The organism is Desulfomonilia bacterium, from assembly GCA_036567785.1.
Taxonomy (GTDB): domain Bacteria; phylum Desulfobacterota; class Desulfomonilia; order UBA1062; family UBA1062; genus DATCTV01.
Map to the genome: position 1 here is coordinate 1 of DATCTV010000019.1, position 23,965 is coordinate 23,965.

The following is a 23,965-nucleotide window of genomic DNA, read 5'->3' on the forward strand; positions in this document are numbered from 1 at the left end:
GTTGTTGCTTCCACCCGAAACCTCCTTTGCTTCATGGGCTTCGCCCCGGCGGACGGCCCGTCCGCACCGCAATCTCAGGGCGTTAACTCGTGAATGAATGAAGGCTTCGGTGGCCCGGAATATCAAGGCGAATCGAAGTAAACGCCTCAGATTCTTCAACTTGCGCTACATGCTCTGCCCCACTGCCGGAATCTGGGGCGATTCGGCGTCCGTTTCGATGGCGCATGTAACCCCGGGCCAGGATCGCGGCGATCTCCGATATCACCTCTTCAAGTGAGGTGGGGACGTGTTCGTTGTCCGGCATCCGGTCCTCCTTTTGCGGGAGGCCGAGGAAGGGTTCCGTCATGGATGCCGCGGGACTGGATAGGCCGGTCATCGAGAATGCCGTTGGAGCCCGTTCGACACCGCCTGAAGGCGATGTCGCCGGCACCCACAACGGTCTCCGATCTCACGGCTGTTTCCGCTGTCTGGTAATCCGCTTGCACCGGACCCACTGGTCCGGCTTTCGGCAGATACCTACCGGAGGGGAGTTCGAAATGTCGAAGAGGGTGCAAGGATGCAACGGGGCTGTTAAACAAGGCGGGTCAAAAAACGGAGAACGGGAGAATTCGGAAAGGACATTTTCAGTGAGCGCCCGTAACCCCCAGGGTTGCACCCGACCCCCGGACTGCGGGCTTCGAAACGGAGAATCAGGGTAAATGTGCGGGTGAACGTAACTCGGCGTGAAGACGCCGGAAAAGACAAAACCCCGAGGGGGCGAACCCACGGGGTTTTGTGCTAACAAATGACCGTCGAAATCGACGGATTGAATTTTGGCTCCCCAGGTAGGACTCGAACCTACAACCCTGCGGTTAACAGCCGCATGCTCTGCCATTGAGCTACTGAGGAACGTCGGATATATCTATGCATTCTACTTGATGTTGTCAAGACCAATTGTTTTTGTCTCTTCAAGCAGTTTATCCTGTTCCAGCAGAGGGGAAATAGCCCTTCTTATTCTTAAAACTTCATTTCGCAAATAATTGATCTGTGAGGCAAGAAACCCGAAAGAGAGTATCTGCATACCGCCCAGTATGAATATGGCCATGAACATCAGGAGAGGCCTTCCCGGGGTTAATGTATGATTCAGATAAAGGGCTAGGATATATACGCCGATGCCCAATCCTATAAGGGTCAACATGATTCCTATGATTCCAAAAAGCAGAACAGGCCTTTCGAATGCCGTGAAGATAAGGTGCGTGGCCGCTGTCGATCTGAATTTGAACTTTGAAGATCCTTTTTTCCTTGCTTTCAGAACAGCCGGAATCTCTTTTATCCTGAAACCCATTGCGATAGCCTTGGAAAGGATTTCAAGGTGTATTTCCTTGTCGTCGGATTCAAGGTCGAGGCTTTCTATTACTTCCCTTCTGTAGCATCTCACTATACAGGTAACGGTGTGTATGTCCTCTGAGATGGAAAGCCTGAGAATTCTGTTTCCGAGCTTGCTTATGAAAAGCCTGTCTCTGGGCACGCCAACGGTTGAGCCTCCCGGCATGTAGGCGCTTGCCAGAACAATATCGGTTTCTTGATCATTTTGAAGGGTGCGCACCATTTCAAGTATATATTCAGGCTCATAGGAAAGGTCGGCATCGATGGATGCGATCAGTTCACCCCTTGACGCTTTGAAACCATACCTTAATGCCTTGCCCCTTCCTCCATTTTTCTCGTATGAGACTACTCTTACCCTTGGATTTTTATCTGCAATCTCGTGAAGTTTTTCAAGGGTTGAGTCGGTACTGCCGTCATTTACAGGCAGAATTTCAAAGGATTTACCGAGACCAGCCAATGTGGTTTCTACCCTGTCAATGGTTGACCAGACATTTGCTTCTTCATTGAACATCGGTATTATGACGCTTAAATAAGGTTTATCTGTAAGTTGTTTCATGAAATTTGATTTAATATAAACAATGAAAAATTGCCACAAAAGAAAACCCGCCGGAAAGCGGGTTTTCTTTTATTTTTAGTCCCTGTACAACCCTGTTCTCTGAACCATACCCATTTTTTTAAAAATCAATCAATAGCGCAGTAACAACCTACCTCTTTTTAAGCCCCCTTTGCCTATAAAAAGACCTGCACAGAGACTGATTATTTATAAAACAATAGCAGCATAATATCAATAGCTTATATTGATAAATTCAAATCTGTCATCTCACTACAAAGTGAATGCTATGTGTTTCAGCCATATTATTAATAAGGGCGAGGCTGTATTGTCCTTTAGCAGGTTTCCATAACATGTAACTGCCTTTTCCTATTATCCGGCCGTTCAGTTTCCATTTATATATTGATTCCGGTTCAGCCTTGAAAAGTACCTTCTGGAATTCTTCGGGGATATCAGGGTCGATTGCCAGCACTGCGCCGTCGGTGGGGTAAGCGATGGCGGGTTTGGCATGTTTGTTTGCTGCTGATATAGTTCCAAGAGGTTCTGTTCCCTCGATGAAGACCTCTTTTCTATCAGGTTCCACATGTCTGCCATATGATATGTCTTTTTCCATGACCCCGTCCGGCCTGATGTTATCGGCCCGGTTATCCGTAGAATGTAGATAGTTCATCACATCCAGCCAGATAGGGGCGGCACCGCTCATGCCCGAGACATTCCACATGGGTTCGCCTGAAAAATTGCCTACCCAGACACCCACCGTATATTTTTTCGTAAAACCTATGCACCAGTTATCCCGCATATCTTTGCTGGTACCTGTCTTCACGGCGCTGAAAAACCTTGTGGCCAGAACGTTTTCCATCGCAAAGGTGGGGCTTCTGGCCTGCCTGTCAGAAAGGATGTCAGTGATGATGTAAGATGCCTTCTCATCCATTATCCTTCTGCCTGCAGCTGAGGGTTCCCCTGGGGTTAATTTAAGGGGCAGGTAAATACCTGCATTTGCTATGGCCATATAAGCGGCTGTAAGGTCGAAAAGCGTCACGTCGGCTGAACCCAGTGCAATCGAATAGCCGTAATATTCCGGATCGTCGTTAAGGGTTGAAAAACCTGATAGCTTGAGCCTCTCAAGAAAATCTTCTTTTCCTGCAAGTTCGAGCACCCTGACCGCCGGGATATTGAGCGATGAAGCGAGGGCCGTCCTTGCAGATACATCTCCCATGTACCTGCTGGAATAGTTTTCAGGGATATACATCCCGGCCTCGGTTGGTATGTCATAAGGCGTGTCGTTTAGCAGTGACGCCGCTGTAATTATTCTTTTTTCTATGGCGAGTCCGTATAGGAAAGGTTTCAACGTGGAGCCTGCCTGCCTTTTTGCCTTTATCCCGTCGACATACACGGCGGATGAATTGATACCGCTGTTTCCGACATAAGCCAGGATTTCGCCTGTTTTATTATCGGCAACGATTACGGCGCCGTCCCGGACATTTCTGCCCAAGAGCTCGTTTAATCTGTTCTGTAGCGAGGAGAGCGCAAATTCCTGGATGTTTTTGTTCAGGCTGCATCTTGTAGAGGTGATGCCATTTTTCAGGACCTGTCTTGCGACATGCGGGGCCAGGGCGATTTCCGCTCTGATATAATAGGGCCTGGAAACGGCCTGAAAGGCGAATTCCCTGATCTCTTCCTCATGAACTGAGATGCCGGATAACTTTATTATCCTCCATGCCCTGTCGGCGATAGTGCCGGGGCCTGATCTGTTTCCCGGCAGCATGGCACAAAGAACAGCCGCCTCCTTCATATTAATTCCTGAAGGGTCTTTCTGGAAGATCCCTTCCGATGCGGCTCGAATTCCCTTGAGCTCTCCACGAAAGCCTGCAAGATTGAGATATGCCTCCAGTATCTGATCCTTGGTCCATGACCTTTCAAGACCGACGGCAGCCCTCATCTGTCTTAATTTCTGGGGAAGGCCTCTCCTGAAGCTTTTTTTACCCTTTTCAGGGAGTATAAATGATGCAACCTGCATCGATATTGTACTCGCCCCCCTTGATCCCCCTTTCAAGGCTGAACCTGCAACGGCAAGCCAGTCTATTCCCGAGTGCGAATAAAATCTTCTGTCTTCCGCCAGAATGACAGTGTTTTTCATTGCCTCTGAAATTGATTCCAGTTTGACCCAGTCAAGCTTCCTGACTTTTTCATCTCTCCTGATCTCGTGAATGAGAATGCCGTTCCTGTCATACAACCTTGCCTCTGAAGTGGTGTAGCCGGACCTCACCTTTTCAAAGGCAGGCATGAGAGGCTTTCCTGCAAGGAAGATAATAAAAAGGGCTGCTGCGGCAGCGATTGCTGCGGTTCCGGCTTTCAGGAAATTTTTCACTTATTTATCTCCATGATGCCGCCCGGTATTTCACCATAGATATCGGGTGAATAAAGGGCCTCGACCCTGGCTGGCGGAATGTTGAACACGCCTCCACAGTTAAGCCGTATAGTGTATTCGGTGGAGAAATTTCCTCTGGGAACGTACTCGAAATATTTTTTGATGGAATCAGCTGACCTTTCGGTGAATGCCTCGAATACAAAACCGGCGGCCTTTTCCGAACCGGTCAGGAATGAAGCTCCGAGATCGGGCTGAATAATCGATGCACCCGCAGGCACCGGGTCGTTTACGACCACCCACGTCATGTCGGTTGTCGCTTCAATTTCAAGCCTTATCCTCAGGACATCCCCGATTGAGTATCTGTCTTTATATTTCTGTTCGACAGGGGTTATAGTTTTTTTCAGGCTGTAACCAGCATATACCGGTGACTTAGGTGAAACAGCGGCCTGAAGCAGTACTGACGCCCATGGCGAGCCTGTTCCCTCATGCGTGAGTATGAGTCTGGATATATTTTCCGGCAATGAAAAAACAAGATTGTCACCGTCGGGCTTTGTCTTCCAGTCAACAGAAAACTCCTTACCGTTCAGTGTTACTTTGGTAACACCGGCGGGTAAGGCTTTTTCGTATTTTCCGGAAAACGCATTAAAGGCCAGGGTGCCCCATGCATTTGCAGTCGTGGTATCCCATCTGCCGTTTTTCATGCGGGCTGAAAGCCCTGCCGCAAGTCTGGGTATGTCATTGTTCCAGGCCTTGTCATTCAAGACGGCAAGGATAAGGCGGGAGGCGTTTACGTCGCCTGTCACCATAAGCCACCAGAGATTGTCCATGGAATCTTCCGGCACATTCATCTGTGTTCCGCTCAGTACCAGTCTTGCCCTGAGGACTCTATTGGCTTCAGCGAGGCGTTTGTCCTTTTCCTGCAAGGTCATCCTGTTCAGTATGTTTATCCAGCTGATGATGGTCGAAGTGGGCCAGAAGACCGGATCTGTCCTTATCGTACTGATGAGCTGCGGATCGATGTTTTCATACCTGCTTATCGCGTCGATTGCTGCGATCTTTCTTATGGTGAGGTCGGACGTCAGAAGAGGGCCTTTTTTTGATATCCTTCCTTCGGTGAACGCTTTAAGGCCTGTAATGAGCTGTTCTTTCAGATATCCGGGTATGGCATAACCCCCCTCATGTGAAACGTTCAGGAAATATGAAGTAAGGACATCGCTTCCTTCGCACGAGCCGCACGGGAAATATTTCAGGAGAAAATCCCTGTCCATATATGAAGGCAGTTTTTTCAATATCTCATCCCAGGCTGCTTTATCCCCGAGTGAAACAGCCTTTGATACATTCTGCTCGAGACATGAGTAGGGGTACCGGGACATGTACTCTCTAACGCCTGAAAGCCCTGCCGTGATCGAAGGTTTTAAATCGATTTTCACATGGCTTTTGCCTGTGAGGGCACCCTCAGGCATTTTAATGTCGATGTCCGCTGAAGGGGCAAGTCTTGCAAGCACCGCCTGAACAGTTCTTACAGGGACTGTAGGCAGCACTTTCTGTGTGATTTTCATCCTGTCTGAGGCAGGTCCCCCTTTTTCTGCTGCCGAAACAGTGTATTCAATTCCGGATGAACCGAAGGGCACTTTTATGTCCCATGCGGCCTCAGCAGATTGGCCCGGCTGAATATTCTTAAGTGTTATCTCCTTATATTTACCGTCGTTCTTCGCACCGGTTGACAGATTTACCCGGATATCCATTTTTCTCTGAGTTGCATTTCTGGCGGTAAAGACCGCCCGTAAACTGTCTCCTTCACGGGCTATCAGTGGAAGGCCTGAAATGAGCATCAGGTCCTGGCTTGTCCTGACGCTTGCGCTGCCTGTGCCGAAAAGACCGGCGCCGCCCACGGCGATTGCCGCTATCCTGAATGCAGTCAGTGAATCGTTCAGGGGTATTCTGATCGATGCTTCACCGGAATCGTCAAGTTTCAGTGTCCCTTTCCACAAGAGCAATGTGTCGAAGAGATCGCGCGTAAGCTGTCTTCCACCCCCTCCGCCGTGGGGAAGCGCTTTAAGGCCGAAATGCCGTCTTCCCACGACCATTGACTGCGCCGTTGACGTTTCCACCCCGTAGCCCCTTGTCTTCATCATGGAGGAGAGAATATCCCAGCTGTCATTCGGCATGAGTTCAAGGAGTCCTTCATCGACGGCTGCTATTGACACCTCTCCGCCTTTTGCAGGGGAGAGGCTGGATGCATTCCTGACTTTGATCTTTACATCCATTACATCCCTTATCTTATATACGGTCTTGTCTGGTATCACATCGACTGTAAGCTCATGTGCCTTCCATCCAACGAGTATCCCGGATATTCCAAGCTTGTATGAGGGCTTACCGGGATCGAACATCGAAGTAGGTTTCGTACCGGGTATCCTGCCGCGAACAGCAAGAACGGAGACGAAGACATTCGGCGCATACTCGTCTTTTACCGGCAGTTCCACAAGAGGGCTTTTGCCGGAGATGTCAATTACGCGGGCGTCGATTATGCCTTCGCGCTCCATGGTTACAAGCGCCGTGGCCTCCCTGAAAGGCATCCTGACCTGAAAACGGGCAGTATCGCCCGGTTCATAAGCGGTTTTCTCCGGGATAACGTCGATCCTGTCGTCGTTAGACTGTTCGAACCACCAGTCATCTTTTCCGGCAAGCCACATGCTGGTGCTTGTCGATGCCGTGTTGCCGTTCTTATCCGTTGAATGGGCATAAAGGATTATATTTCCGGATACTGCCGATTTCCCGGTGCAGTTCATCATGCCCCTGCTGTCGGTCGAGCCATCATAAAGTCGTCCCATATATTTTATCTCACGGACGTTCTTATAGGCATAATATCCGCCGGCCATGCGCACCCTGTGCGTGTTGTATGTTTCCTGGTAGTAATCGACCGCAATCTTCTGGTCTGCGACAGGCCTTTCATTAAGGTCAAGTGCAACTATATTATATTTGAATCTCTCCTGGTTCTGGTTCCAGTAGTCCTGGCTTATGCCCAGAAGCAAAGAGGAAGGATATACGGCGGTGTTGTTTGATGTGGTCTGAACCTCACCGTTGGGATCACGGTATTCAAGTTCGGTGTGAAGGGTTTTGTATGATGATGAAACCGGCAATCCTTTCAATTCCGCCCTGGCACAGCCGTTCTTATCCAGAGTAATATCAAGCGTCTTGAGGAATCCATTTGCCGGTGCTTCCTGAGACGGCTCATCCCATGAGAAAACGCCGTAGCCGAAATCGGTATCGTCTTCGGTTATGCCAGTTTTTATCTGACCCGCATTGAAGGTGAATGATTCATATCCTTTCGGATAAATGACCCGGTCCCTCATCTCAGAACGCAGCTTCACGCTTCTGCCGGCTGCAGGACCGCCCGAGAGATATGAAAGGGTGATGTCCAGGTCTAAATCAACAGGCTTTACCTGAAGCTCTTTCGGCCCCTGGATGGTCGCCTTCATCAGGGGGATCTTGAAAGAGCCAATTTTAAACATGCCTGAAGTAATTGTGCTCTCATATGAAGCTTCTTCGTTTGAACCGGGAATTGCCTTGCCTTTCTTGCCCAGGACTATCTCATATGAGCCCAGTTTTGCGGCTTCGGGAATTTTCCAGTCTGTTTCCCCTGAACCTGCATCGTTTAAGACAAGGGGAAGCTTGTACTGCTGGTATGAACCGGTGTGAGTAATGGCAATCTCATCCGGGAAATCCTTTTTTGAGGCTATCTTGAAGCCGTTTACGGATCTCTGCCTGATGTAATGCTTCATGTGGACTGTTTCACCCGGTTTGAACAGAGCCCTGTCAAGTACAGTATGTGCAGACAACAAACTGCCGTCACCGTAGTCTGTTTGTGAAAGCTGGAAACGCCAGGGTTCAATCCCTTCGTTCCAGGACGAATGTGTGAATGAAACGTCGCTTTCCTTACGGGCGAAAACGAATATGCCGCCGCATATTTCTGTGAGCGCATGGCTCGACTCCCGGTAGTTGATATCGCACTTGCAGTCAGGAAGGGATGAGGGTTCAGGTAGCCTGCTGTTTATCATCAGAATGCCTTTTCTATCGGTTGTTCCCTGCCAGAGAAGGTCTCCGTTGCAGTTCCTGAGGGTAATCTGCGCATCTTTAACGGGCTTGGCGGTGTCGAGCGATGTAACCCATACGAGAGAATTTTCAAGGCCTTTTTTGAAATGCACGCCCATGTTTGTGACAAGTGCGGCAGCAGGGACAAAGGCGGCGGAGGATTTTATGTTCAGCCTTGTTCCAAGCATTCGGCTTTCGACTTCGATGATGTTCAGGCCACCTGTCCGGACAGGGATTCCGACTACCCTGAAATCTGTCTTCCGACCTTTGAAGTCGATTCTCATGTCTTGTGCTGTGGAATTCTTCCTGAAGACAGAAACTTCTCGTTTGGCCTGTGCAACACTCTTGAGCCAGTCTATCATCAGCTTGTCATTGTCTATTGGAACGGACAGACTCCTTATTTTAAGCCCTGCCACGGTTTTTTTTGATTGAGAAATGTCTGATATTGTCGAGGTCTCGATATTTCTTACAGTTAGGGGAAGCATGGCATCTGATTTTTCCAGTATACCGAAACGGCTTGAGAATTTGGCCAACGCCGGCATGCCGCCTGTCTTGACCCGCATCGGGAATTTAGAAGAGTTGGCGAGTCTGCGGCCATCGAGGTCTCTTATGATTTTAGGAACATCGATAAGGTATTCGGAATTCTCTTCAAAAGGACCGTTAAATCTCAACAATCCAGCCTGTTTTTCAGGCCGGTAGATTCGGCCGTTCTTTCCTTTAAGTAGAATTTTATCTTTATATATGTCGGGAAAATCCGCTGTGAATTCGAGTTCCATGGGGCTTAAAGGTATGCAAGGCGCATCCGGCCTTTCTCTGGAACATATAAACTTTGCCCGGAACTGTTCCCTGGTCTTATAGTTCATTACCATCTCACTTGGAGTTGCAACTCCCGATAAGGATTTGATGCCCTTGCCCCATATAAGACTTACATCAGCCATATCAGGGAATGTCTGTTTTGCCTGAAAGACTATGGCGTTCTCATCTGGTCCGTTATATCTGGCAGATTTCAGCAGCACCTTCCTGTCCTGGCCCTTAATTATATTGATGCCGATTTTCTCCCGGAGGCCTTTTACGGCGAACCATGTTTTCGAAATAACGCTTGCCTCATCGGGAACTGCATCAAGCTGGATTATGAAAATCTGCCTGTTCTCGATTCCGCTGTTGCCGGATTCGGGAAGCACCTTTATGATCGAAGGCCCGCCGGTCGAGAATGTAAATCTTTTTTTGCCAGTGAGTGTTTTACCGGACAGCGATTTAAGGCCTTCCCTGAGAACAAAACCGCAACTGCATCCTCCGGGGAGGTTTGTTCCGAAGTCATACACCCATGTTGTACTGTCGACCCATCTCCCCTTGCCCGGCGGCTGGCAATAAATATCAAAGGGGACAAGATCAGCCGGGTTTCCCAATGCGACCATTGGTTCGGAGAAGGTCACACTGACCTGACGCAGGTCTTTCAGTGTACCCTCGGGGTTGAATGTCTTGACGGATGGAGTCTCGGATGCACCCAGAGTAAAGACTAGAAACATTACGCAAAACGCCGTCAACAAATTGTCCAGTCGAGGGTGATAATGATTTTTTTTCATATATGCCTCCGGGGCAGCAAGTGGATTATTTGCTCATTTCAGGATGCCGGTCGGTATTTTAACTCATAAAATAGTTCGTACTGTCAGGATACCAATTTTGTAGGTATCATAGAACGATATTATCGGATATTTCGTATTATTTTTTTATAAAAAAAGTTATTGACATCCAACTCTATTAGTAATAATTATCATTAAATGAATAAAAATTCACAAAGAATAACCAAACAAAAACTCATGATAGTGGATGAATTAAGAAAAGTAAAAACTCATCCTACAGCTCAGGACGTATATGCAATGGTTCGCAGGCTGCTGCCGAATATCAGTCTTGGCACGGTCTACAGAAATCTTGAGATGCTTTCTGATAAAGGGGATATACAAAGGCTTGCCTTTCATTCAGGCAAGAGGCGTTATGACGGCAACCCGAATAATCATCCGCATATATGCTGCAAGGTATGCGGAAAGGTGGACGATCTTCCGGAAAATATGGATATAAATGAAAAGATCATTCATTCCATTACAGAAGTCTGCGGGTATGAAATTACTGATTACAGCATAGAGCTTTTCGGAATATGTGCTGATTGTAGAAAAGAAAAAATAAATTCAAAATAAAAGGAGTGTTTTATGGCAAACTTAAAGGGAACGAAAACGGAAAAAAATCTTCTCGGTTCTTTTGCCGGGGAATCACAGGCCAGAAACCGCTATACATATTTTGCAAGTCAGGCCAGGAAAGAGGGTTATGTTCAGATAGCTGATATCTTTGAAGAGACGGCGAATCAGGAAAAAGAACACGCAAAAAGGTTCTTTAAATTCCTCGAAGGCGGTGATGTCGAGATAACTGCAGCATTTCCGGCAGGTGTCGTTGGGACCACACTCGAAAACCTGAAGGCGGCAGCGGCAGGCGAATATCACGAGTGGAGCGACATGTATCCGGGATTTGCGAAAATTGCCCGAGAAGAGGGTTTCGAAGCCATAGCCAAAGTCTGGGAAGCGGTTTCAATTGCCGAGAAGCAGCATGAAAAACGCTATAAGGATCTGGCTGCAAACATAGAAGCAGGAAAGGTTTTCAAGAAAGACGGCAAGATTGTATGGCGATGCAGAAACTGCGGATACCTCCACGAAGGTACCGAGGCTCCTGCATCATGCCCTGCATGCGCCCATCCGCAGGCATATTTCGAGGTGCTCGGAGAAAACTGGTAAGACAAATAAATCAGGACTGCCGGAAGGCAGTCCTGAAAAGAGGTTCGCATGAAGAAAGGAATCTTTCTTACTGCTTTGTTCTTGTTTGTATCGGCAGGTTTGTTGAACGCGGATGTACTGAAATATTCAAAAGAAATCGGAAGCATTAAACTGAATGTTCCGGAAGATAAGATTTTAAGAAATTATCTGGGAATAAAGCAGAAAGAAGGTCAGTTTAGCATTCCTGAAATCAGGCAGGGAATATTGATTGTCGAAATATTCAACATGTACTGCCCTCATTGCCAGCACTATGCACCGAAGGTCAATGAACTTTATACAAGGATAAATGCAAGAGCTGATACAAAAGGCCGTGTGATGATGCTTGGCATAGGTGTGGGTAATTCTCCGTTCGAAGTGAATATTTTCAGGAAGAAGTATGATGTAGCCTTTCCATTGTTCGATGACAAAGCGTACAGTGTAGCAAACAAACTGGAAGGAGTTCTGACTCCTCATTTCTTTGGCATGATCCTTGATGGAAAAGGCGGCTACAGGGTTTTTTATTCACAGAACGGCGGGTTTGAAAATGCCGACGAGTTTTTAAACAGCCTGCTCAAGCTTACTTCCGGTATAAAATAGGAGGCGTTCATGAAGCGGTTTTTTCCGATGATTTTTCTTGTCCTGTTTTTGTCTGTTCCGGCTTTTTCGGCGTCTGAAGCCTTTAAAGATAATATCTATAATCCGGGAAGCCTTAAGCCGGTCGACAGCCAGACAACCCTTAAGACTGGAGATGCCGCCCCGGATTTCGATTTACCTGCGGTTTCCGGGGGACATATAAAACTTTCCGATTTCAGAGGGAAGAAGAATGTGGTCATATCTTTTGTGCCTGCTGCATGGACACCCGTATGTTCTGACCAGTGGCCGGGATATAATATCGTCAAGGAACTCTTTGATGCAAATGATACAATTCTCATAGGCATCAGCGTTGACAGTATTCCCACCCTTTATGCCTGGACAAAACAGATGGGGTCGCTCTGGTTCCCGGTCCTTTCCGACTTCTGGCCACACGGAGCTGTTGCCCGGAGTTACGGAGTTTTGAGAACGAACGGGACCTCCGAGAGGGCCATATTCATTATCGATAAAAAAGGTTTCATAAGATACATCGATGTGCACGATATCAATACCCGGCCGGAGCTCGAAAATATTATCGGTGCTCTTGAAAAGCTGTCCCGATAATCTGCGAGAAAATATCTGCCCGGAGATTCTCTTTCTTTTGGCCGGGATTCTAGTCAGCTGAAGGTTATGAAACGATCTTTCGTGGCATTACAGATCGGACATACATCTGGAAGAACGCCGTCAGAAACATATCCGCAAACCTCGCAAACATAATATTGGGTTTCGCGATCTTCCATCACATGGTCCATAGCCTCTTTATATAGTTTTGCGTGGATTTCCTCCACGTCGCGGGACTGGCTGAAATAGAGTGATGAGGCCCTGTCTCCTGACTCTTCGGCCTTCTTTATGAAATCATCATAGGCCACTTCGGCCACTCTGCTTTCGCTTTCGAAGCTTTGTTTGAGGTTTTCTTCCGTGCTTCCCACCTCTTTCAGCAGTCTTAAAGCGCGTTTACCGTGAATTTCTTCGGATAATGATATAACCCTGAAGAGTTTGGCCAGCTGTGGATAACCCTCGGCATCAGCTTTTTCGGCAAAAACCTTGAGCCTGAGGGACGCCTTTGATTCGCCGGTATATGCATCATGAATCGCCTTTTTTATAACATCATCCATAAACAGCCTCCTGATGTAATTTTTCCCTGCATTTGTCAGGGATGCGTCCGTTCCATATCCCCGGACGCGTCAGGGCAAAATCGTATTTCACCGGATCATCAGGATTCATCTCTCTGAAAAATCCGGTGATTTCAAGTGCGGTTTTGATATCCGCCGATTTTCTATTTGTTATGCCCAGGTTTGAACATACTCTGAATATATGAGTATCAATGGGCATGACAAGAAGTCTGGGGCTGATGCTTTTCCAGCAGCCCGGATCCACGTTATCTTTCCTGATCATCCATTTAAGAAAGAGATTGAGTCTCTTGCATGCGCTTTTTGCCGAAGGCCTAGGTAGCAGGCTCTTGAATTCATAGTCCCCGGACAATCTTTCAACCATTTTTTCAAGAGCGGGAAGTATAGTTGTATCATCTGATTTAATGTTTGAAGCAATGCATGCCTCAATTGAACCATGACTTGAAATAACATTTCTTATGCCTTCAATAAGAAAGGCCGTCTCTCTGCCATTTGTAAACCTGTGCTTGAAGGAAGAAAAGGTCTCCTGCAATGTTTTGCCGTTCGATCTTTCTATGAAAAGCCTCGGACTTTTTCCCATTGTATCGAGCACGGTCCCCGCGCTTTTAAGGATCTGAGCAACCCTGCCGTATGCAAGGCATGATACAATAAGTCCAACTACTTCCCTGTCAGGCCCTTCGGGGTATCGATAGACAAATTCAAGGGGATCGGGATGTATGTATTCGTAATGGTTATATGCCCGATACAATCCTTCGAAGAATTCCTTTGAAGGGGGGCTGCATCCGGGCATTATTTTACTTCCTACTTCTTGATTGCTATTCAGGTGAAAATTCGTCCTTGCTTGCACCGCATACAGGGCAGGTCCAGCTTTCAGGCAGTTTATCGAACGGGGTTCCTGCAGGGATTCCGCCTTCCGAATCTCCCTTTTCCGGGTCATAGATATATCCGCAAACTCCGCATACGTATTTCTGCATATTCTCTCCTTTTTTAATTTCTTGTTTTTCTTCTTCCCTGGCGACATCTCCCTTGTATGTAGGAGCCGTCTTTGGCGCCTTTCCCTTCTTGACATCCTGATAAACGGCATATGTAAGTGGTTTGCCTTTTTTCAGCACATCGCAACCAATAATTTCTACAATGAAAACCGTGTGAGTGCCGGCATCGGCTTCACCGATGACCTTGCCTTCCATCCATGAGAGGCAGTTTTCTGTAACAATGGGGCAGCCTGTTTCGCCTTTGAAGTATTTCGCCTGAGACAATTTATCGATGTCTCTGCCAGACTTGAATCCGAATGTGCCTATAAAAGGCAGAGGTGTGTCCTCTTCAAGTGTTGATATGGCCAGTACACCGCTTGCCTTGATGTATTCATGCGTAAGGTTTTCCTTGTTTATGCTTACGGCGACCTTTGCAGGCTTGTTGCTTACCTGGAAGGCGGTGTTTGCAATCTGACCGTTTGCCTTATCGCCGGATATGCTGGTGACAATATACAGACCATAGCTTATATCCCAGAGTGCCTTTGAATTAATCTCACCCATTACATTTTCTCCTTCATTTTAGATGCGATTGCCAGTCCGAGCTGTCTGCATTTCTCAATTGCCTCAGCATTCGGCACCCACTTGATTTTCAGAGGTTCTGCAACTGTTTCAACGCCTATTTCTTTAAGGTATGCATCAACCTGTGCAGCAGACTCGCCGCTCCATCCGTATGAGCCGAATGCCGCGCCAACAAGATTTTTTGGCTTCAGACCCTTAATATATGTAAGAACGTCCGCCATGGACGGGAAGAGGTTGTTGTTCAAAGTAGGGGCGCCTGCGACAAAGGCCCCTGACTCAAGCAGTTCAAAGGCTACATCGCTTCTATGCGATGCGCCCATGTGAATCGATTTCACCTTTGCTCCGCCTTCCAGAAGACCTTCTTCTATTGCACGGGCCATTTTTTCCGTTGATTTCCACATGGTATCATAAACGATGACAGCCTTCATTGTTGGTTTCTGCGTTGCCCAATCCTGATATCTGCCGATGATATGTGAAATACCCTGGCCTCTCCATACGGGACCGTGATCGGGCGCAACTGTTTCAAGCTGCATCCCGCTCGCCTTTAGTTTTTCAATCAGATTGAGTACAAGCTGCGAATAGGGAAGCAGAATATTTGCATAATAAGTGGCCCCTTCGAATTCGAGCAGGTCTGCAGGCAGTTCATCCGCGAAGCGCTCATCGCTGGCCATATGCATACCGAATGCATCCTGGGAAAAGAGGAGCTTTCTTTCCTTTAAATAGCTGAACATGGAATCTGGCCAGTGGAGCATTCGTGTTTCGGTGAATGCAAGCGTCATGTTACCGAGGCTTAGTTCATCCCCGCTTTTGAGAGGGATTATTTCCTTTTCTATCGAGAAATGCTCATTTAATCCCTTTACCCCCATTACAGAGGCGTAGACCTTATCCGGCTCAGTTTCCCTGATTATTTCCGAAAGGCATCCGGAGTGATCCATTTCGGTGTGGTTGGATATGATTATGTCAATCTTTTTCGGATCGATTACTGAAGAAATGCGGCTCATTAGCTCTTCTTTAAAAGGCGCTTTTACGGTATCAACAAGTGTTATCTTGTCCGCAAGTATCAGGTAGGCATTGTATGTGCTTCCCCTGTGAGTGGAGTACCCGTGAAAGTCTCTTATGTTCCAGTCGATGGCGCCCACCCAGAAAACATCTTCAGTAATCTTAACAGCCTTGAATCCAGGCATTGTCAAATCCCCTTTTCTTTGCAGCTTTTTTGATTATGCTATTGACTTGAGCTTGTCGCTCAACATGACTATGTGTTTCATTTCTTCATCTATAATGTCTTCTATTGCATTCTTTGATTTTGCTTCCGGTAGAGCCTTTCTTATGCCAGTGTAAAAAAGAATTGAGTTTTTCTCCGCCTCGATCGCCATCCTGAGTATTTCGGAAAGAGTTGACTTTGCACTCAATGCGTCACACATATCCGAACCTTTTGCAAAGACCTTTCCTTCGGTAAAGGCATGGATGTATGCTGTGGCCATCTCATCAGGGTCATAGCCTTTGAATGCATCACTCAGTATCTCAGAGCGCATTTTCTTGAATTTCTTTTCATGAGCGACTTCCATTTTGGAAAGGCCTTCAAGCATATTCTTTATATCCGAATCTGAGAAAAGACCTGCTGCCTTTGAGTAAAATGCCGCACCCTGCCTTTCGATGTCTTCAGCCATTTCGAAAACTTCATCCGCGTTAAAGTAAAGTTTCATGGTTACCCCTCTTAATAATATTTTTGCAGCTAAGCCTGTGTGTTTTGCCCTTGTACAGGCGGTACAAATACCCTTTGGGCAAGCTCGCGGTCAAGCATAAGAATACCGTGTCCATTATCGCCTATCAGGCGGAGTTCCTGTGCTATTCCGTCTGCATTTGCCTCTTCCTCAACCTGCTCGTTGACGAACCATTGCAGGAAAGTATTTGTCGCATGGTCTTTCTCCCTGATCGCAAGATCAACCAGTTTATTGATAAGTCCTGTCACTTTCTGTTCATGTTTGTAAGTATCCTGAAAGATCGCAAGAGCCGATGCCCACTTTACAGGCGGACCGGAAATAGCCTTGAGTTCAACCCTGCCTCCTCTGTCGATAAGGAAATTGTAGAATTTGTCGGCATGTGTGAACTCTTCCAGCGCCTGAACTCTCATCCAGTTGGCAAAGCCTTTTAAATTCATAGCCTGGAACTGGGCGCTCATCGAAATGTAAAGATATGCCGAGTACAACTCGGCATTAATTTGAGAGTTTATTGCAGCCTGCATCTTTTCACTTATCATGTCGTCACCCGTTGTTTAGGTGCTTATGCTTTCCAGAGACCGTGAAGATTACAGTATTCCCTTGCGGTAATCTCTTTTGCATCTATGCAGAATACTGCTTCGGGTGCATCTCCAGGCTTCAAGAATTCTCTGTATGCTTTTCCATCTGCAATGAGTTCGATCCATTCGATATAATGTTTTTCTTCCATCGGATGTGCAACCGATCCTACTTTCACCTTGATCCCGTGTTCCAGTACTTCTATTACGGGTACATGCTTTTCTTTTGCCGCATCAACTGTATTCTCAGTAATGAGTTTCATGGACTGATGGCAGCAAACGAGTTCTCCTTTGCCTTCATGCAAAACCTCAACAATATTTCCGCACAATTCACACTTGTAGATCTCAAGTCTTTTTGCCATTTGACACCTCCTTGGTTTTTTATTAGTAATAATTCTTATTAATAGCTAACTATTTATATGTCAAGAGATTATGAGACATTAATTTTTTCCCAGAGGCTATCATCTGTTGACTGTTTTATTTTTACTATCAGCTTTCCACCAGCCTCCTGTCTTGATACGGTGCCAAATACCGATATGGGGATTGAACGAAAATAAACAGCCGCAAGTTCACCTTCTAGATAGGGTCCTTTGTCTTCATTTTCAACAGTATAAATATTCTTCAAGCAGATTCCGCCAAGACTTATATTATCAATTCTTGCGGATTTTTCGATGGAACCTTTCGGCGTGTTGATATGAACAAGTGCAATGTCGTCCATGTTTTTCCTTGCATATGCCCTTCTCTCGACATTGTTCATGCTGATGTCCTCCCGTCGATTCTTTCACTGGTTCCTTTCAATCCATCTCAAAAACGTTTTCATTATAGAATGAAACTTAATTATAAGACAATCTTGGAATTGCAATTATAAAAAAACCAAAATCTGCCTGTACATATTTAATCTTTGATGATAAAAAACTCTTTCTGAAGTGAAATAAGGACGGATTTAAAGAATGGCGGCAGTTGGAAAAATAGAAATTGACAGATCATTGTGCAAAGAATGCGAGCTATGCATGTCAGTATGCCCTGAAAAGGCCATAATCATATCAGCTGAGATGAATTACAAAGGTTATCATCCGGCTGAATTCAAGAATAAGACCTGCCGGGGATGCGGTTTATGTGCGATCATGTGCCCTGAAATAGCTATCGAGGTTTACCGTGAGCGATAAGGTGCTGATGAAAGGTACGGATGCGATTGCCGAAGCTGCAATAAGAGCGGGTTGCAGATGTTATTTCGGCTATCCGATTACCCCTCAGAACGAAATACCTGAATACATGGCAAGAAGAATGCCCGAGGTCGGCGGTGTTTTTCTTCAGGGTGAGAGCGAGATTGCCTCGATAAATATGGTTCATGGAGCTGTAGCTGCAGGGGTCAGGACAATGACATCTTCATCTTCTCCGGGAATAAGCCTGAAGCAGGAATGTCTGTCATTTCTTGCCACGCAGGAATTGCCGGCGGTCATTGTGAACATAATGCGGGGTGGCCCTGGCCTGGGCAACATTGCACCAAACCAGGGTGACTATTATCAGGCAACCCGCGGGGGAGGCCATGGCGACTACAGAATGCCTGTAATTGCCCCGGGCTCAATTCAGGAACTGTACGATCTTACCATGGATGCTTTTGATATTGCCGATAAATTCCGATCTCCGGTGCTGATACTTGGAGACGGGATGATGGGACAGATGATGGAGCCAATTGTCATTCATGAAAAGCCCGAAGTGGAACTTCCTGAAAAAGACTATATACTCGATGGCGCCAGAGGAAGACACGGGAGGGTGCTTAAATCGCTCATCCTTAATGCAAGAGGCATGGAAGAGCAGAATTGGAAATTGAAGCGGAAATACGACCTGATGAGGCAGGAACTTCCTCGTTGTGAAGAATACATGACAGACGATGCAAAGCTTGTAGTAGTTGCATATGGAACAGCTGCCAGGATTGCAAAGGGCGCGGTTAAAAGGGCAAGGGCAGGAGGGCTGCAGGTAGGTATTTTCAGGCCGGTGACATTATGGCCGTTTCCTGACAGCGCATTGCTTGAGGTCGCTAAAAAAGCAAAACTGTTCCTTGTATTTGAGATGAGCACCGGGCAGATGATTGATGACGTGAAACTGGCTGTCGGAAACAGGATTGAATGTGAGTTCTACGGCAGGCCGGGTGGTGTAATACCGCAACCTAAGGAGATAGAGAGAATCATCGAGAGGTTGTGGCTGCAGAAGGAGCTGTAGGTGGAGAAGATATTTTCAAGGCCAGCTTGCATGAAACCGGCGCCATTCCATTATTGTCCGGGGTGCGGGCATTCGATAATTCACAGACTCATTGGTGAACTGATCGACGAAATGAACTTGAGGGAGAACATCGTCTGCGTGCCGCCATGCGGATGTGCGGTTCTTGCCTATGATTATTTTGATATCGACATGGTGGAAGCTGCACATGGAAGAGGGTGTGCTGTCGCAACAGGCCTTAAAAGGGCAAATCCTTCTCTAATGGTTTTTACATATCAGGGAGACGGCGACATATCGGCAATAGGTACTGCTGAAACGCTGCATGCGGCAAACAGGGGCGAGCTTATAACAAGCATATTTGTCAACAATGCCGTTTACGGTATGACCGGAGGCCAGATGGCGCCCACGACAATACTAGGGCAGAAGACCACGACGTCTCCTGCAGGCAGAAGCGCCAGAGTTGAAGGGTATCCCTTGAAAATAACCGAACTTATAGCACAGCTTGACGGTGCCGCTTATGTGGCAAGGAATTCATTAGCCACTCCCGCGAAGGTCAATGCTACTAAAAAATCGATTAAAAAGGCTTTGGAAATCCAGCAGCAGGGTATTGGTTTTTCTCTCGTGGAAATTCTTTCACCATGCCCGACCAACTGGAAGGTTAATGCCCTTGAGGCGTTTAAGTATCTCGAAGATGTTATGGAAAAGGAATTTAATCCCGGGGTATTGAAGGATATTACTAAAAGCAGGAAGGCTTAAAACAACTGATATGATTACCAAGACCATCATGAGCGGTATTGGGGGACAAGGCATATTATTCTCAGGTATCTGCCTCGCATGGGCCGCAATGGAGGAAGGGCAGCATGTTACTTATCTACCTTCTTATGGCGCGGAAATGAGGGGAGGAATAGCATCCTGTACCATAGCCATTTCCAATGATGAAGAAATAGCTTCTCCTGTTTCCTCCGAACCCGATTACCTGGTAATAATGGACAATCAATCATTATTCAGGCTTCAGAACCGGATCGTACCGGGAGGAATTCTGTTCCTTAACAGTAATATGGTTACGGACAGGCCGATCAGGAACGATATCGAGGTTGTTGATGTCCCAGTTAATGATATTGCATTGTCATCTGTCGGACTCAGATATTCAAATATGATCATGCTTGGCGCATTCGTAGGGCATACGCATATAATCAAGATATCGTCAATCATTGATAATATGGCCGATATCCTTGGAAAGGGAAAAGCGAGGTTTAAAGATAAAAATATCGATGCCATAAAGACCGGAAATAATTTATTTTCAAAGGGGAACTAAGAATGTCAGTAAAACAGTTTCGAATAAAAATGGAAAATAAATCCGGAATGCTTTCAAACCTCAGTGAAATTCTCGGTGAACAGGGTGTTAATATTAGAGCTATCAGTGTAAGTCATATGGCAAGCGATGCCAGCAACATTTGCATTGTTGTCGATGATCCCAAGAGGGCGAAGGATGCCCTGAAAGCAAGAGGTATTGAATACACCGAACATGAGATTCTGGCTGTTGAAATGCCTGACCACCCTGGCGGCATGAATGCAGTTCTCAAACCGCTGAGGGATGCGAGTATTAATGTCATAACTGCATACCCGTATATAGGCAGGGCCGCCAATCCGATCATGATTATGGAAGTTGACCATATCAAGAAAGCGACAGATGTTCTAAATCATAACTGGGTCAAGGTCTGGGATAAAAGCGTCTATAAGCTTTAATATCTTAACGGGAATGTTTAATGGCATACACGATAACTGAAAACTGTAAAGGTTGCGGGGCGTGTAAAAAGCTTTGTCCTACTGAAGCGATTTCAGGTGAAAAAAAACTGCAGCATACAATAGATAAGAACAAGTGTATTGAATGCGGCGTTTGCGGAAGAATATGCCCTACCGCAGAAACTGTTCAGGATTCGAAAGGCAGATACTGCGAAAAGCTTAAAAGATCTGAATGGCCCAAACCTGTTGTTATTCGCTCCATATGTTCTGCCTGCAGTATTTGTGTTGATATGTGCCCGTTTGATTGCCTTGTCCTGACCGAACCCGAGGACTTTCCAAAAACAATCAAGTCAAGTGCACAACTGGCTGATGAAAAAAACTGTGTCGGGTGCGGCATTTGCAGTGATGCCTGCCCACAGGAAGCGATATATCTGGCAAGGACATTATAAGTCCCCTTTTTTTATTCTTTTAAGAGCTACCTGTCCAACCTTTACGGTCATCGAGTATCCTTCGTATGCAGCATAGAAGATTCCGAAAACAGGCAGAAGTTTCAGAAACCTGTTTTTTGTCGGAAAAATTTTTGAGACCAATTTGTTGAATCCCTTGCTAAGATATTTTGGAGGCAGAACGCGGGTTACATATTGTTCCGTTATTGTTGAAATATCTGCCGTATCTATATCATCCGCCAGTTCATATGCATTGCCGAGAATCCTTAAGATCTCTTCCTCAAGATTGTCATCACCTTTCTCATATCCGTTCATCAAAAGCAGAATCAGGGAGAGTTTTACGCCTTGCTCAAGGATAAGGAAGTTTTCAGTTCCCAGCAGAAGAAAAGATATCAATGTCCCCATACCGGGAAAAATTGAAGGTGAATTTACGATACCGCTTTTGAAGGCCTGTTCATTAGCCAGCTCTTCAATAACATCCTGCATGCATATATTCATGCCGTATCTTCCGGAATTTTCCAATGCCCGCTTCGAGAGTTTATGGGCCCTGTTCAAGTTTCCTTTGATAAGATTATGAACAAGCAGACCGAATTTCCCTGAAACTACATTTATTGTTGACATATTATCCCACCAGCCTGAAATACCGTTGACTTATAGTATCGCTGATTATATACACGATAATATTCAATAGTAAAGGGGACGGGAAAACGCTTTGTCAACAGCTGTCCAGCCTGTATTTTCGTTAATTTTTATGATAAGAAAAAAACAAACCTGTTTTAAATCAAACGCTCATCCTGCCAAGGAGGTATGTTAATGGCAATCAAGTCCATAAAGGATATTGAGATTAAAGGCAAAAGAGTTCTTATCAGGGTTGATTTTAATGTACCGCTGGATGAAACATGTAAAATTACTGATGATTCCCGTATCAGGGCTGCTATACCAACAATCAAGTACGCAGTTGATTCCGGAGCAAAAGTTATTGTGATGTCGCATCTCGGGAGACCTAAGGGAAAGGTTGTTAAATCTCAAAGTCTTATGCCTGTGGCCAGGAGGCTATCCGAGCTCCTTGGAATAAGCGTGAATATGGCGCCTGACTGTATAGGACCGAATGTCAGGGAGATGGTTGAGGTGTTGAAACCTGGCGAGGTGCTGCTGCTTGAGAATCTGCGCTTTCACCCGGAGGAAGAGAAGAATGATCCTGAATTCTCGAAACAGCTTGCCAGTTTTGCGGACTGCTATGTCAATGATGCCTTTGCAACTGCACACAGGGCGCATGCATCCAACTCTGGTGTCTGCAGTTACATAAACGATACTGCGGCAGGATTTTTAATGCTTGATGAAGTCAATTATATAAACAGGGTTCTCAAAGATATAAAAAGACCTTTTGCAGCGGTAATCGGAGGTGCAAAGGTTTCCGGCAAACTCGAGGTGCTTGAAAACCTACTGGACAAGGTTGACAAGCTTATAATCGGGGGAGGAATGGCTTATACTTTTCTTAAGGCTGTTGGTTTCAATGTCGGCAAATCCATTGTCGAGCAGGATCTGATTGATACGGCTAAATCTATTATTGAAAAAGCGGGATCCAAGGGCGTTAAGATTTATCTGCCTGTGGATAGTGTGTGTGCAGCGGAATTAAAGCAAGGCATCCCGGTTTATATAAAGACAGCTCAAGAGCATCCCGAAGACCTTATGGGTCTTGATATCGGGCCGGCCTCCCGGCTTCTCTACTGTGAGGCAATGGCTGACTGCCAGACAATTGTCTGGAATGGTCCTATGGGAGTCTTTGAAATAAAAGAATTTTCTGAAGGAACCATGAAAATCGCGCAGGCAATTGGTTCGTCAAAGGGATTTACAATAGTAGGCGGCGGAGATACTGATGCTGCATTGCATAAAAGCGGCAACTATGACAAGGTCGGTTTTGTTTCCACTGCTGGTGGGGCATTTCTCGAAATGCTTGAAGGAAAAGTGCTGCCTGGTGTAGCGGTTCTGGACAAATAAACATTATTCCCGGAGGGAAAAGATATGAGAAAAAAGGTGATTGCCGGCAACTGGAAGATGTATAAATCACTGAGTGAAGTGAAAACCTTTGCATCAGAATTCAAAGATATGGTTACGGCAATAGATGACAGAGAAATAGTCATATGTCCCCCGTTCATACATATCAGAACCCTGGTTGAGTTATTTGCAGGGTCGCCAGTAAAAATAGGCGGACAGAATCTTTTCTGGGAAGATGAAGGTGCTTTCACTGCAGAAATAAGCGGTCCCATGCTTAAATCTGCAGGGGCAAGCTATGTCATTATAGGCCACTCCGAGAGAAGGCAGTATTTTTGTGAAACAGACGAGACAGTCAATAAAAGACTTTTTGCTGCGCTGAAGAGCGGGCTCATGCCGATTGTATGCATTGGTGAGACACTCAATCAGCGTGAAAGCGGATCTACATTCAATGTTATTGACACACAGGTAAAAAATGGGCTAAAGGGGCTTGCCGGTGGAGATGTTCTAAGGCTTGTTGTTGCCTATGAGCCTGTATGGGCAATAGGGACCGGAAAGACTGCCACACCAGAGATTGCACAGGAAGTACATTCATATATCAGGTCAATCCTGTCAGATATGTTTGGAAGTGAGGCATCTGGAAGCATTCCTATTCTGTATGGCGGCAGTGTGAAGCCTGAAAATATAGACATGCTGATGGCACAAAAAGATATTGACGGTGCGCTTGTGGGTGGTGCAAGCCTGAAGGCTGATTCTTTCGTGCGCATAGTAAAATACAGGAGTTAACTATT

Annotated in this window: 24 protein-coding genes and 1 tRNA gene; 12 read left to right on the plus strand and 13 right to left on the minus strand. The window is 46.2% G+C overall.

Annotated elements, in window-relative coordinates; all coding sequences use genetic code 11:
• Positions 1–813 precede the first annotated feature (813 nt).
• From VIS94_04020 to VIS94_04035, 4 genes are all read right to left on the minus strand, one after another.
• Positions 814–888: transfer RNA gene (locus VIS94_04020), tRNA-Asn, on the minus strand.
• Between the two features lie 22 nt (positions 889–910).
• A complete protein-coding gene (locus tag VIS94_04025) occupies positions 911–1,921 on the minus strand; it encodes a glycosyltransferase (protein HEY9160237.1) in 1,011 nt (336 codons plus the stop codon).
• 259 nt (positions 1,922–2,180) lie between these two features.
• Positions 2,181–4,283, minus strand: a complete 2,103-nt coding sequence (pbpC, locus tag VIS94_04030; GenBank protein HEY9160238.1) for a penicillin-binding protein 1C — start codon at positions 4,281–4,283, stop codon at positions 2,181–2,183.
• On the minus strand, positions 4,280–9,958 hold the full coding sequence (locus tag VIS94_04035; GenBank protein ID HEY9160239.1) for an MG2 domain-containing protein: 5,679 nt from the start codon (positions 9,956–9,958) through the stop codon (positions 4,280–4,282). Before VIS94_04035 ends, pbpC begins: the two co-directional genes overlap by 4 nt.
• Positions 9,959–10,153: 195 nt before the next feature.
• On the opposite strand from VIS94_04035, the gene VIS94_04040 reads away from it, so the two are divergent.
• From VIS94_04040 to VIS94_04055, 4 genes are read left to right on the plus strand one after another with little or no spacing between them, the layout of a single operon-like run.
• Positions 10,154–10,567, plus strand: coding sequence for a transcriptional repressor (locus VIS94_04040; GenBank protein HEY9160240.1), 414 nt, complete (start codon positions 10,154–10,156; stop codon positions 10,565–10,567).
• Between the two features lie 12 nt (positions 10,568–10,579).
• Positions 10,580–11,155, plus strand: coding sequence for a rubrerythrin family protein (locus VIS94_04045; GenBank protein ID HEY9160241.1), 576 nt, complete (start codon positions 10,580–10,582; stop codon positions 11,153–11,155).
• Positions 11,156–11,203: 48 nt separating this feature from the next.
• Positions 11,204–11,770 (plus strand): redoxin domain-containing protein, encoded by a 567-nt coding sequence (locus VIS94_04050; GenBank protein ID HEY9160242.1) that lies wholly within the window; start codon positions 11,204–11,206, stop codon positions 11,768–11,770.
• A 9-nt stretch (positions 11,771–11,779) separates the two neighbouring features.
• Positions 11,780–12,367 (plus strand): peroxiredoxin, encoded by a 588-nt coding sequence (locus tag VIS94_04055; GenBank protein ID HEY9160243.1) that lies wholly within the window; start codon positions 11,780–11,782, stop codon positions 12,365–12,367.
• Between the two features lie 53 nt (positions 12,368–12,420).
• Here VIS94_04055 and VIS94_04060 read toward each other — a convergent pair whose 3' ends face one another.
• The 8 genes from VIS94_04060 to VIS94_04095 form a co-directional block, all read right to left on the minus strand.
• The gene (locus VIS94_04060; GenBank protein HEY9160244.1) at positions 12,421–12,918 is read right to left on the minus strand and encodes a rubrerythrin family protein; all 498 of its coding nucleotides are present in this window, start codon (positions 12,916–12,918) and stop codon (positions 12,421–12,423) included.
• A complete protein-coding gene (locus tag VIS94_04065; protein HEY9160245.1) occupies positions 12,911–13,723 on the minus strand; it encodes a TIGR02757 family protein in 813 nt (270 codons plus the stop codon). The genes VIS94_04060 and VIS94_04065 overlap by 8 nt, the downstream gene beginning before the upstream one ends.
• A gap of 25 nt (positions 13,724–13,748) precedes the next feature.
• On the minus strand, positions 13,749–14,465 hold the full coding sequence (locus VIS94_04070; protein HEY9160246.1) for a flavin reductase: 717 nt from the start codon (positions 14,463–14,465) through the stop codon (positions 13,749–13,751).
• Positions 14,465–15,667 (minus strand): FprA family A-type flavoprotein, encoded by a 1,203-nt coding sequence (locus VIS94_04075; protein ID HEY9160247.1) that lies wholly within the window; start codon positions 15,665–15,667, stop codon positions 14,465–14,467. The genes VIS94_04070 and VIS94_04075 overlap by 1 nt, the downstream gene beginning before the upstream one ends.
• Positions 15,668–15,700: 33 nt before the next feature.
• A complete protein-coding gene (locus VIS94_04080) occupies positions 15,701–16,186 on the minus strand; it encodes a ferritin family protein (protein ID HEY9160248.1) in 486 nt (161 codons plus the stop codon).
• 29 nt (positions 16,187–16,215) lie between these two features.
• Positions 16,216–16,740 carry a ferritin gene (locus tag VIS94_04085; GenBank protein HEY9160249.1) on the minus strand — a complete coding sequence of 175 codons (525 nt, stop codon included), beginning with the start codon at positions 16,738–16,740 and terminating at the stop codon, positions 16,216–16,218.
• A 23-nt stretch (positions 16,741–16,763) separates the two neighbouring features.
• Complete coding sequence (locus VIS94_04090) at positions 16,764–17,138, minus strand: desulfoferrodoxin (GenBank protein HEY9160250.1); 375 nt, start codon at positions 17,136–17,138, stop codon at positions 16,764–16,766.
• 68 nt (positions 17,139–17,206) lie between these two features.
• Positions 17,207–17,533, minus strand: coding sequence for a hypothetical protein (locus VIS94_04095; GenBank protein ID HEY9160251.1), 327 nt, complete (start codon positions 17,531–17,533; stop codon positions 17,207–17,209).
• A 193-nt stretch (positions 17,534–17,726) separates the two neighbouring features.
• Here VIS94_04095 and VIS94_04100 point away from each other — a divergent pair, with 193 nt between their 5' ends.
• The 6 genes from VIS94_04100 to VIS94_04125 are packed head-to-tail and all read left to right on the plus strand — an operon-like array spanning position 17,727 to position 21,185.
• Positions 17,727–17,942: a 4Fe-4S binding protein gene (locus VIS94_04100; GenBank protein HEY9160252.1), complete on the plus strand. Its 216-nt coding sequence runs from the start codon at positions 17,727–17,729 to the stop codon at positions 17,940–17,942.
• Positions 17,932–18,996 carry a 3-methyl-2-oxobutanoate dehydrogenase subunit VorB gene (locus VIS94_04105; GenBank protein HEY9160253.1) on the plus strand — a complete coding sequence of 355 codons (1,065 nt, stop codon included), beginning with the start codon at positions 17,932–17,934 and terminating at the stop codon, positions 18,994–18,996. The genes VIS94_04100 and VIS94_04105 overlap by 11 nt, the downstream gene beginning before the upstream one ends.
• Positions 18,997–19,749 carry a thiamine pyrophosphate-dependent enzyme gene (locus VIS94_04110; protein HEY9160254.1) on the plus strand — a complete coding sequence of 251 codons (753 nt, stop codon included), beginning with the start codon at positions 18,997–18,999 and terminating at the stop codon, positions 19,747–19,749.
• Between the two features lie 28 nt (positions 19,750–19,777).
• On the plus strand, positions 19,778–20,308 hold the full coding sequence (locus VIS94_04115) for a 2-oxoacid:acceptor oxidoreductase family protein (GenBank protein ID HEY9160255.1): 531 nt from the start codon (positions 19,778–19,780) through the stop codon (positions 20,306–20,308).
• A 2-nt stretch (positions 20,309–20,310) separates the two neighbouring features.
• Positions 20,311–20,739 carry an ACT domain-containing protein gene (locus tag VIS94_04120; protein HEY9160256.1) on the plus strand — a complete coding sequence of 143 codons (429 nt, stop codon included), beginning with the start codon at positions 20,311–20,313 and terminating at the stop codon, positions 20,737–20,739.
• Between the two features lie 20 nt (positions 20,740–20,759).
• Entirely contained in the window at positions 20,760–21,185 is a 426-nt protein-coding gene (locus tag VIS94_04125; protein ID HEY9160257.1) for a 4Fe-4S binding protein, read from the plus strand.
• On the opposite strand, the gene VIS94_04130 is transcribed toward VIS94_04125, so the two are convergent.
• A complete protein-coding gene (locus VIS94_04130) occupies positions 21,180–21,803 on the minus strand; it encodes a hypothetical protein (GenBank protein HEY9160258.1) in 624 nt (207 codons plus the stop codon). The two genes, VIS94_04125 and VIS94_04130, sit on opposite strands and share 6 nt — an antisense overlap.
• A gap of 192 nt (positions 21,804–21,995) precedes the next feature.
• Here VIS94_04130 and VIS94_04135 point away from each other — a divergent pair, with 192 nt between their 5' ends.
• Together VIS94_04135 and tpiA are read left to right on the plus strand one after the other, a co-directional pair.
• Positions 21,996–23,180, plus strand: coding sequence for a phosphoglycerate kinase (locus VIS94_04135; GenBank protein HEY9160259.1), 1,185 nt, complete (start codon positions 21,996–21,998; stop codon positions 23,178–23,180).
• Positions 23,181–23,204: 24 nt separating this feature from the next.
• On the plus strand, positions 23,205–23,960 hold the full coding sequence (tpiA, locus tag VIS94_04140; protein ID HEY9160260.1) for a triose-phosphate isomerase: 756 nt from the start codon (positions 23,205–23,207) through the stop codon (positions 23,958–23,960).
• Positions 23,961–23,965: the final 5 nt, after the last annotated feature.